The following is a 10,079-nucleotide window of genomic DNA, read 5'->3' on the forward strand; positions in this document are numbered from 1 at the left end:
GATAAACAAATACGGAATGCCTCCCTAGCCCCGGGTAGAGTGACACGAAGTACAACGGAACACGGGAAATCGAAGATTCAACGGAGTTAATTACGTATAGCAATCAAAAACGACCTTTCGCTCCTGAAAAAAAATAAACAAGAACGGAAAAATGATTTTCTGCTGTTATAAATTAAATTTAAAGAGGATATTTATAAATTTCTGTAATAATTACAACAATTATTTACCGGACAAATGTCACATTTAGGATTGGTAGGCCTGCAGATTTCTCTTCCTAAAAAGGAAAAAGCCATACCGATTTCACCCCAAATTTCTTTAGGTAAAACTTGCATTAATTGTTTTTCAACTTTGTTGCCGTCTTTTGATTCTGCAATTATTCCAATTCGGGGAGCTACTCTAATTACGTGTAAATCAGCAATAATTCCTTCTGCAGGAACATTGGCTTCCCTCATAATTACATTGGCAGATTTTCGTCCGATTCCTTTTAATGCGACTAAATTTTCCATATTTAAAGGAATATTCTCGTCTTTTTTCAGGGATTGAGCTATTTCAATAATCCAACTCGCCTTGGTTCCGAAATTTCTAACTTTGGAAATATGCGGAATTAATGCATCGACATTTGAAACAGACAGACTTTCCAAGTTGGGGTGTGCTTCAAATAAAGCAGGTGAAATTTTATTGATGTTGGCATCAGAATCTTGTGCTGAAAGAATAACCATAATCATCAGTTGGTAGATATTCTGATAGTCTAAAGGATGTTTTTTACCTTTATATTTTTCAATAAGTGGCTCTAGGCTGGCTGACCAATCTATTTTTTCATCAAATAAATTCATGCGTTATTTTTTATGGAAATCTAAAGATAAGGAATTTACACAATAGCGTATACGGGTTTCTGTCGGACCATCGTTAAAAACATGTCCGAGATGCCCGCCACATTTAGCACATAAAATTTCCGTCCGTAGCATTCCATGTGATGTGTCCTTTAAATATTCGATTTTACCTGGAATGGATTTGTCGAACGATGGCCAGCCGCAATGTCCGTCAAATTTCGTGTCGCTCTCAAAAAGTGGCTCACCACAAGCACCGCAGCAGTAGGTGCCATTTTCAAAAAGAAGGTTATATTCGCCTGTATGAGGATATTCCGTTCCTTTTTGGCGAAGGATTCTGTATTTTTCTTCTCCTAATTGAGCTTTCCACTCGTCTTCGGATTTTTCAACATCATATTTCATTGTTTTGCAGGTATAAATTGTATTGAAATTGAATTTGTACAAAAACGTTTGCCTGTTGTTTGTGCTGGACCATCATCAAATACATGTCCGAGATGTCCGCCGCATTTGGCACAGGTAACTTCTATTCGCTCCATACCGAAACTGTTGTCGTTTGTATATTTTACGGATCCTTTTATGGATTGATCAAAAGATGGCCATCCGCAATCGGAATCAAATTTAGCATCGGAAGTAAACAATGGATTCTGACAGGCCGCACAAACATAGATTCCTTTTTCAAAATGTTTCCAGTATTTTCCCGTAAAAGGTCTTTCGGTTCCTTTTTCCCTTAAAACCTCATACTGTTCAGGAGTTAATTTTGCTTTCCAAGGATCTTCAACTGTTGGAGTGGAGGCAGTTTGAGCTTCTTTTTTCTTTTCCTGACCATTGCAGGAAATAAACACACTCATTATTACTATGACAAATAAATTTTTCATGGTTTTACTCAATAAATGACACGATTTTCTTGATTACTTTAGCGTCCCCTAAAATTTTTCTATGTCCCAATTCTTTGGTAATCAGTAATTCTCCGTTTTTTAAATGCTTGTTAATGTGATGAGCAGCCGTTACCGGAACATCATCATCGTTTTCATCGTGAATTACCAAAACAGGGATAGTAACTTCTTTTGAAGCTATATACGTAGAATAACTGTTCATGGTTTCCCCAATTTTATTTTCAAATGTAAATTTCATCTTTTTGCTTATCTCTGGTTTCAGCCCCAATTTCAGAACAAAATCATCCATAATATCTTCGACAACATCTCCACTACCGATTATTATTGCTTTTTTTACATTCAAGCCTCTTTTAATTGAATTCATAATGGTCATACCTCCCAAGGAATGTCCGATTGCAAATTCAAAAGGACCAAATTCTTTTTCAATTTGTACTACGGAAGCAATAAATTCAGTCATATTGCTTGTTTTTCCTGGAGCTTTCCCGTGTGCAGGGGCGTCAAAACTGACAATCGAATATCCTGATTTTATAAGTTCATCGGCAATCTTAACCAGCTGGGTTCCTCGGCCAGACCAACCGTGTACCAATAGAATTTTTTTTTCGGAAGTTCCATATTGGTATACCATTACACTTTTATTTATTGATTTTACAGTAATTAATTGCTGTTTACTGTCAGCATCCATTGCTATTTCCCTTTTCGGAATTTTATGTCGGATGGGTGTCGTAAATAATTTTATTGCAAATTTTGTAGCCAGTTTAGGAGAAATACGCTCTAATATCTTTGCGGTATAAAGAATTACTTTAGGGATTTTAATTGTTTGCTGATGCTTTGGTTTTTTCATTTCTGTAAAAATATACTGCAAGTTACTTTTTTAATGATTTGTTCAGTTATAAATTATTCTTAAATAAATATAAACGTCACTGCTTTTGTAACTAGTGTTTTGAATTTAATTTTGGTTCAAAAAGTGATTTTGAAACGATATTAACACGTTTTTTCGGTGTATTTTTTGTAAATTTGATACATAAAAATCTGACGTTATGAATATGAAAGTCCGCATACTAGTAATGGGTGCTTTAGTAATTGCAATCTCCTGTGCAAAGAATCCGTTTACAGGAAAGAACACTATGGCGCTGGTACCCAACAGTCAAATTTTCCCATCTTCCTTTCAGCAGTACAGCCAGTTTTTGGGAGAAAATAAGGTTATAAAAGGAACCAAAGACGCTGAACGCGTTGAAAACGTAGGTATGAAGATAAAAGCAGCCGCGGAAAGATGGTTGAATGCCAATGGGAAAGAAGATTATCTTAAAGATTATAAATGGGAATATAATTTAGTTGACAATAAAGAAGTGAACGCATGGTGTATGCCCGGAGGGAAAATAGTTTTTTATACCGGAATTTTGCCAATTTGTCAAAATGATGCAGGTATGGCTACCGTAATGGGACATGAAGTTGCGCATGCATTGGCAAATCATGGGCAACAGCGTATGAGTGCTGGAATGATACAGCAATTGGGAGCAGTAGGATTGGGTGTTGCGGCGGGTGGACAAAGTAAAGAAACACAAGCAGCTATTATGACAGCATACGGAATTGGAACGGAGTATGGAGGTATGATGCCTTTCAGCCGTTCTCATGAAAGTGAAGCGGACATGATTGGTTTGACACTTATGGCTGTTGCAGGTTATAATCCTGATCAGGCAATCGAGTTTTGGCAAAGAATGGCTGCTAATGCAGGAGGGCAAAAACCTCCGGAATTTATGAGTACACACCCTTCAGATGAAACCCGTATAGCAAATATTAAAAAGCTTATTCCAAAAGCTAAAGAAGAAGCTGCAAAATTTGGCGTTACATTTAAGTAAGAAATAATATGTATATTCGAATCCCGATGTAAGTCGGGATTTTTTTATATACCTAAAACAATTATGAAACAACTAGAAAAAGGGAGTTCTAAATTATTAAATGCTTGGGTGTCTTATGATTGGGCAAATTCAGTGTACAGTCTGGTAATTGCTTCAGCGATTTTTCCAATTTATTATGGGCAGCTGTTTAAAGAAAAGGGAAGTCTCAATATAGAAGTTTTCGGAACTACATTGAAAAGTACAGCTTTGATAAGTTTTACCACAGCAGTTGCCTTTTTGATGGTTGCCTTTTTTTCACCGTTGCTTTCAGGGATTGCGGATTATGCAGGAAATAAAAAATCATTCATGCGTTTTTTTTGTTATTTGGGCGCACTATCGTCTATCGGGCTTTGTTGGTTTGATTTGGATAACATTTACTTCAGTTTGGCTTCTTATTTCTTTGGTTTGATTGGTTTTTGGGGAAGTTTGGTGTTTTATAACTCCTATTTACCTGATATTGCCTTTCCGGAACAACAAGACAGAGTCAGTGCCCGAGGTTATTCCATGGGTTATCTTGGAAGTGTTATTCTGTTGATCATTAATCTTGCAATGGTCATGAAGCCTAATTTGTTTGGGATAGAAGGAAGCGAAAGCGAAGCGATAAAAAAAGCGATGCAATATTCATTTATATCAGTAGGTGTATGGTGGATTGTTTTTAGCCAATACGCTTTTTATTATTTACCTAAAGGTGCCAACGGAGATAAAAATAAAGTTCATACTGCTATTATTTTCAATGGATTTAAAGAATTGAAGAAAGTATGGCTTTTATTGGAAAAAGATCTCCGTTTAAAACGCTATCTTATAAGTTTCTTCATTTACAGTATGGCCGTACAGACTGTTATGCTTGCAGCAACTTATTTTGGAGAGCAGGAAATTGCCTGGGAATCAGATGGTCAACGAACTATGGGGTTGATAATAAGTATATTGGTTATCCAATTGGTTGCGGTTTTGGGAGCGGTAATTACTTCAAGAGCTTCTGAAAAATTTGGTAATATTAAAACGTTAATTGTGATAAACGCCGTCTGGATGGTAATTTGCGTATGTGCTTACTTTGTGATTTTACCGGTTCATTTTTATATCACTGCCGGTTTTGTTGGTTTGGTCATGGGAGGAATTCAATCACTGTCACGTTCAACATATTCTAAATTTTTACCGGAAACAAAAGATACTGCGTCTTTTTTTAGTTTTTATGATGTGTCCGAGAAAATCGGAATTGTAATCGGAATGTTTTTGTATGGATTGATTGATCAGTTAACAGGAAGTATGCGAAATTCCATTGTTTTTTTAGCCCTGTTTTTTGCTTCTGGAATTTTCTTGCTTACAAGAGTCCCAAAAAATGATGATTAAAATAAAATTATATTATATTTGGAAAAATTTACAAAAGACCTCTAATAAATAATTATGAAACGAATTAAATTTTTGGCAGTGATTACTATGTTTTCAGCCGCATTATTTACATCTTGTGGAGATACTGAACCAGTTGATCCGGCTGTGCTTACAGGAAATACTAATGAAGAAGTTGCCGGAAGATACAAATTAACAGCTTTTAATACCGATGTTCAAACAGATTTAAATCGAGATGGGGAAGCTTCTTCTAATCAGATGTCTGAAACAACGTGTTTTAACAATATGTTTTTGACATTAAATGAAGATCTTACTTTTACTGCTGATTCTAAAGGTGTTGATATTTCTCAAATTAATTCACTTCAATGTTTTACAGATCCGGTAATTTCTGGTACTTGGACGTATTCAGGCAGTACTTTGACGTTAACACATACAGAAGATAGTGTTGTAATTACAGATGTTTTAACAATTTCAGGTGATGAGCTTATCTTAAGAGAGAATATGGGAACTATTGTTGGAATTCCAATCGATACACCAGAGTTTCTTTCTTCCGGTATAACAATGATTTATACAAAGCAGTAATTTTACTTTACTATAAAAATAAAAAAGCCTGATTTTTTTTCAGGCTTTTTTATTGGCATAAAGATTGAATAATACAAAGAAAGAATTTTAATAAAACGTAAATTTGTACAGATATATAACGAGTTAGTTTTTTACGTTCGTATAAATGTAAAACTACGCCTTATTATTTAATGACAAAAAGTCCTAAAAATATTATGCCACATCAAAAAATACTCACACTTGACAATCTGTCACTTCAGGAAATTGATTCGGATGCAGAATTAATTCCGTTGTTAACTCCCGAAGATGAAGAAGAGATGAATAATGAAACACTTCCGGGTGAGTTACCAATATTGCCTTTACGAAACACAGTACTTTTTCCGGGTGTTGTAATTCCGATTACAGCCGGAAGAGACAAATCGATTAAGCTTATCAATGATGCCAATATGGGTGACAAAATCATTGGTGTTGTTGCTCAAAAGGATGAGAATGTAGAAGAGCCAACTGTAGCTGACATCCATTCAGTAGGAACTGTGGCAAGAATTCTTCGCGTCTTGAAATTACCTGACGGGAATACAACGGTTATCTTGCAGGGTAAAAAACGATTTGAGATCGATTCAGTAACCACTGATGTGCCCTATCTTAAAGCTAAAGTTAAGGAAGTTGCCGAAATTCGTCCGAAAAGCAAGGATAAAGAATTCACTGCAATTATTGATTCCATCAAGGAATTGGCTATTGAGATTATTAAAGAAAGTCCGAACATTCCAACAGAGGCAACTTTTGCCATAAAAAATATAGAAAGCGATCCGTTTTTAATCAATTTTGTTTCTTCCAACATGAATCTTTCAGTTGAAGAAAAGCAAGCATTGCTATCTGTTAATAATTTAAAAGACAGAGCATTAGAAACGTTGCGATATATGAATATTGAGTTCCAGAAATTGGAATTAAAAAACGATATCCAATCCAAAGTTCGTTTCGATTTAGATCAGCAGCAACGCGAATATTTCCTTCATCAGCAAATGAAAACCATTCAGGAAGAATTGGGTGGCGTTTCTCATGATCAGGAAATTGAAGAAATGCGAAACAAAGCAAAATCTAAAAAATGGGAAGAAAAAGTTGCCAAGCATTTTGATAAGGAAATTTCCAAATTACAGCGAATGAATCCACAGTCACCGGATTTTGGCATTCAGCGCAATTACCTGGAACTGTTTCTGGAATTACCATGGAACGAGTATTCATCAGATAAATTCGATTTAAAAAACGCTCAGAAAATATTAGACCGGGATCATTTTGGTTTGGATGATGTCAAAAAACGAATCATTGAACATCTAGCGGTTCTGAAATTGCGTAATGATATGAAATCGCCGATTCTTTGTTTGTACGGACCTCCGGGTGTTGGAAAAACATCTATCGGAAAGTCAATTGCAGAAGCGTTGGGCAGACAATATGTGCGTATTTCATTGGGAGGTTTGCGTGATGAAGCAGAAATCCGTGGTCATAGAAAAACCTATATCGGAGCGATGCCGGGAAGAATCATTCAGAGTTTAAAGAAGGCCGGCACTTCCAATCCGGTATTTGTTTTGGATGAGATTGACAAACTATCGAGCAGTTTTAATGGAGATCCGTCATCTGCATTGCTGGAAGTATTGGATCCTGAACAAAACTCGGATTTCTATGATAATTTCCTTGAAATGGGCTTCGACCTGTCTAAAGTAATGTTCATTGCAACTTCAAACAGCATGACAAGTATTCAGCCTGCTTTACGCGACCGAATGGAAGTCATCAATATGACCGGATATACAATCGAAGAAAAAATTGAGATTGCAAAACAACATTTACTTCCTAAACAATTGAAGGAGCATGGCATGACTTCGAAAAATCTTCAAATTGGCAAAAAACAACTTGAAAAAATTGTTGTTGGATATACCAGAGAGTCAGGTGTTCGTTCCCTTGAGAAGAAAATAGCATCTGTAGTCAGAAACGCTGCTAAATGTATTGCTTTAGAGGAAGAATACAATATAAAGATAACTGATGAAGATATAATTAAAGTATTGGGAGCGCCACGTTTGGAGCGTGATAAATACGAAAACAATGAAACGGCCGGAGTAGTTACCGGTTTGGCCTGGACAAGTGTTGGAGGAGATATCTTATTTATAGAATCGATCATTTCGAAGGGGAAAGGAACCATGACAATGACCGGGAATTTAGGTACCGTAATGAAGGAATCCGTAACGATTGCTTTGGAGTATATTAAATCCAATGCCGAAAAATTAGGTATCAGTCCTGAAGTTTTAGAAAAATACAATATTCACATTCACGTACCGGAAGGCGCAACTCCTAAAGACGGGCCAAGTGCCGGCGTGGCGATGTTAACATCCCTGGTGTCAAGCTTCAGTCAAAAACGTGTTAAGAAAAGCCTCGCTATGACAGGAGAAATTACGCTTCGAGGTAAAGTATTACCGGTAGGAGGGATCAAAGAAAAAATTCTGGCGGCAAAAAGAGCCAATATTAAAGAAATCATCCTTTGTCAGGAAAACAAATTTGACATTGATGAAATCAAACCTGAATACATTGAAGGTTTGACATTCCATTACGTCGATACAATGGAAGAAGTCCTGGATATCGCCATAACGAATCAGAAAGTAAAAAACGCTAAAAAATTATAAGCTATAGAAAAGGATTCCAATTTAGAAATAAGTTGGAATTTCTTTTTTGTGTAATCCCGTTTATAATTTTATCTTCGCAATTGCGTTATTCATCCAGAAACGAAATCCAATAAATGTACAAGAAACTTCTGACTTTCCTTTTTATGCTGATTTGCACTGTGAACTACGGTCAGATTGGAGGAAAATATACTTATCAGTTTCTGAGTTTAGTGACTTCACCGAGACAGGCTGCCCTGGGAGGAAAAACGGTTACCATATATGATCAGGATGTAAATCAGGGAATCTATAATCCGGCAACCATTAATGCCGAAATGGATAATCATCTTTCATTGAATTACGGAAGTTATTTTGGCGAAGTGGCTTATGGTACGGGTGCTTATGCCTATACATGGGACCGTCATGTGCAAACATTGCATCTTGGTGTAAATTACGTAAATTACGGTCAGTTTGAAGGTTATGACGAAAATGGTCAGAAAACCAGTGATTTTACGGGTAGTGAAATAGCACTTTCAGGAGGATACGCATACAACATACCATGGACTCCAATTTATGTGGGAGCTAATGTGAAACTGATTTCCTCTACTTTGGAAAGTTATAATTCGTTCGGTATTGCTGCTGATATTGGAGGTTTATATGTTGACGACAAAAATGATATCAACATAGGGCTTGTAATCCGAAATGTCGGAACGCAAATCACAACTTATGCGGGAGACAAAGAAAAATTGCCACTGGAAATAATAGCCGGAATATCTCAGGAATTGGAGAATGTTCCGCTTCGATGGCATTTGACTTTAGAAAATCTTCAGCAATGGAACATCGCTTTCAGTAATCCTAACAGGGCTGAAGAGACCATTGACGGTGAGGCTAAAGAGGAAAAAGTGACTTTTTTCAACAATGCTTTCAGACACGTGATTTTTGGCGCAGAATTGTTTCCTCAAAAAGCATTTAACATCAGATTAAGTTATAATTTCAGAAGAGGTGAGGAGTTGAAAATTATTGATCAACGAAATTTTTCCGGAATTTCAGCCGGTTTCGGATTGCGATTTAATAAAGTTAAATTTGACTATTCGTATTCAAGATATACGGTTGCGGCCAATATGAGCTTATTCGGATTAACTATAAATTTACAATAACAGTCAGATTTTGAAAAAAATTACCATAGCAATAGACGGATTTTCGTCAACAGGAAAAAGTACGCTTGCCAAACAACTGGCAAAGAAACTTGGTTATGTTTACGTTGATACTGGCGCGATGTACCGTGCAGTTACAGTTTTTGCAATGCAGCATCATTATGTTTCAGAAAATCATTTAGATAAAATTAAATTGGTTGAGAGTTTACCCGACCTGCATTTGCATTTTGAATTCAACCCTGAATTAGGTTTTGCTGAAATGTTCCTTAACGGAAAAAATGTTGAAACGGATATCAGAACACTGGATGTTTCCCGTTTGGTAAGTAAAGTTGCAGAAGTTTCTGAAGTCAGATCAAAATTGGTTGAGCAACAGCAGCGAATGGGGAAAAACAAAGCGGTTGTAATGGATGGCAGGGACATAGGAACGGTGGTGTTTCCGCATGCCGAATTGAAAATCTTCATGACAGCCAGTCCGGAAACAAGAGCACAACGCCGCTATGACGAACTTATTGAATTAGGACAGAAAGTTACTTTTCAGGATGTTTTGCAGAATGTAAACGAACGCGATTATATTGACACCCATCGTGCAGATTCACCTTTAGTAAAAGCCGATGACGCTATTGAAATTGATAATTCGACATTAACAAGAAAAGAACAGCTTCAGCTGGTTTTAAATATGATTACGGATATTGTTTCCGCATAACAACAATTACTGAAATGATCCAAAATGATTTGAACTTACAGATTGGTTTAAATTATTTTG

10 protein-coding genes are annotated in these 10,079 nt (G+C 36.4%); 6 read left to right on the top strand and 4 right to left on the bottom strand.

Features of this window, described 5'->3' with window-relative positions:
- Window positions 1-191: 191 nt before the first annotated feature.
- The 4 genes from VLB74_RS01490 to VLB74_RS01505 are packed head-to-tail and all read right to left on the bottom strand — an operon-like array spanning window position 192 to window position 2,561.
- Window positions 192-833, bottom strand: coding sequence for an endonuclease III domain-containing protein (locus VLB74_RS01490; protein WP_325201702.1), 642 nt, complete (start codon window positions 831-833; stop codon window positions 192-194).
- 3 nt (window positions 834-836) lie between these two features.
- Window positions 837-1,229 carry a peptide-methionine (R)-S-oxide reductase MsrB gene (gene msrB / locus VLB74_RS01495; RefSeq protein WP_325201703.1) on the bottom strand — a complete coding sequence of 131 codons (393 nt, stop codon included), beginning with the start codon at window positions 1,227-1,229 and terminating at the stop codon, window positions 837-839.
- A complete protein-coding gene (gene msrB, locus VLB74_RS01500; RefSeq protein ID WP_325201704.1) occupies window positions 1,226-1,702 on the bottom strand; it encodes a peptide-methionine (R)-S-oxide reductase MsrB in 477 nt (158 codons plus the stop codon). The genes msrB (VLB74_RS01495) and msrB (VLB74_RS01500) overlap by 4 nt, the downstream gene beginning before the upstream one ends.
- Window positions 1,703-1,706: 4 nt before the next feature.
- Window positions 1,707-2,561, bottom strand: coding sequence for an alpha/beta hydrolase (locus VLB74_RS01505; protein WP_325201705.1), 855 nt, complete (start codon window positions 2,559-2,561; stop codon window positions 1,707-1,709).
- Window positions 2,562-2,763: 202 nt separating this feature from the next.
- Between VLB74_RS01505 and VLB74_RS01510 the strand changes: the two genes are divergently transcribed.
- From VLB74_RS01510 to cmk, 6 genes are all read left to right on the top strand, one after another.
- Window positions 2,764-3,576, top strand: a complete 813-nt coding sequence (locus VLB74_RS01510; protein ID WP_325201711.1) for a M48 family metallopeptidase — start codon at window positions 2,764-2,766, stop codon at window positions 3,574-3,576.
- Between the two features lie 63 nt (window positions 3,577-3,639).
- Complete coding sequence (locus tag VLB74_RS01515) at window positions 3,640-4,962, top strand: MFS transporter (RefSeq protein ID WP_325201706.1); 1,323 nt, start codon at window positions 3,640-3,642, stop codon at window positions 4,960-4,962.
- A 54-nt stretch (window positions 4,963-5,016) separates the two neighbouring features.
- Complete coding sequence (locus tag VLB74_RS01520; RefSeq protein ID WP_325201707.1) at window positions 5,017-5,541, top strand: lipocalin-like domain-containing protein; 525 nt, start codon at window positions 5,017-5,019, stop codon at window positions 5,539-5,541.
- Window positions 5,542-5,735: 194 nt separating this feature from the next.
- Window positions 5,736-8,186 carry an endopeptidase La gene (gene lon, locus VLB74_RS01525; RefSeq protein WP_325201708.1) on the top strand — a complete coding sequence of 817 codons (2,451 nt, stop codon included), beginning with the start codon at window positions 5,736-5,738 and terminating at the stop codon, window positions 8,184-8,186.
- A gap of 113 nt (window positions 8,187-8,299) precedes the next feature.
- Complete coding sequence (gene porQ, locus VLB74_RS01530) at window positions 8,300-9,319, top strand: type IX secretion system protein PorQ (protein ID WP_325201709.1); 1,020 nt, start codon at window positions 8,300-8,302, stop codon at window positions 9,317-9,319.
- Window positions 9,320-9,329: 10 nt separating this feature from the next.
- Window positions 9,330-10,019 carry a (d)CMP kinase gene (cmk, locus tag VLB74_RS01535; protein ID WP_325201710.1) on the top strand — a complete coding sequence of 230 codons (690 nt, stop codon included), beginning with the start codon at window positions 9,330-9,332 and terminating at the stop codon, window positions 10,017-10,019.
- The last annotated feature ends 60 nt before the right edge of the window (window positions 10,020-10,079 follow it).

It is taken from the genome of Flavobacterium sp. (assembly GCF_035456225.1).
GTDB lineage: Bacteria > Bacteroidota > Bacteroidia > Flavobacteriales > Flavobacteriaceae > Flavobacterium.

Bases quoted from the DNA above. Each gene is read 5' to 3' on its own strand.
- VLB74_RS01490 (WP_325201702.1), bottom strand. From the start codon at position 833: ATGAATTTATTTGATGAAAAAATAGATTGGTCAGCCAGCCTAGAGCCA.
- msrB (WP_325201703.1), bottom strand. From the start codon at position 1,229: ATGAAATATGATGTTGAAAAATCCGAAGACGAGTGGAAAGCTCAATTA.
- msrB (WP_325201704.1), bottom strand. From the start codon at position 1,702: ATGAAAAATTTATTTGTCATAGTAATAATGAGTGTGTTTATTTCCTGC.
- VLB74_RS01505 (WP_325201705.1), bottom strand. From the start codon at position 2,561: ATGAAAAAACCAAAGCATCAGCAAACAATTAAAATCCCTAAAGTAATT.
- VLB74_RS01510 (WP_325201711.1), top strand. From the start codon at position 2,764: ATGAAAGTCCGCATACTAGTAATGGGTGCTTTAGTAATTGCAATCTCC.
- VLB74_RS01515 (WP_325201706.1), top strand. From the start codon at position 3,640: ATGAAACAACTAGAAAAAGGGAGTTCTAAATTATTAAATGCTTGGGTG.
- VLB74_RS01520 (WP_325201707.1), top strand. From the start codon at position 5,017: ATGAAACGAATTAAATTTTTGGCAGTGATTACTATGTTTTCAGCCGCA.
- lon (WP_325201708.1), top strand. From the start codon at position 5,736: ATGCCACATCAAAAAATACTCACACTTGACAATCTGTCACTTCAGGAA.
- porQ (WP_325201709.1), top strand. From the start codon at position 8,300: ATGTACAAGAAACTTCTGACTTTCCTTTTTATGCTGATTTGCACTGTG.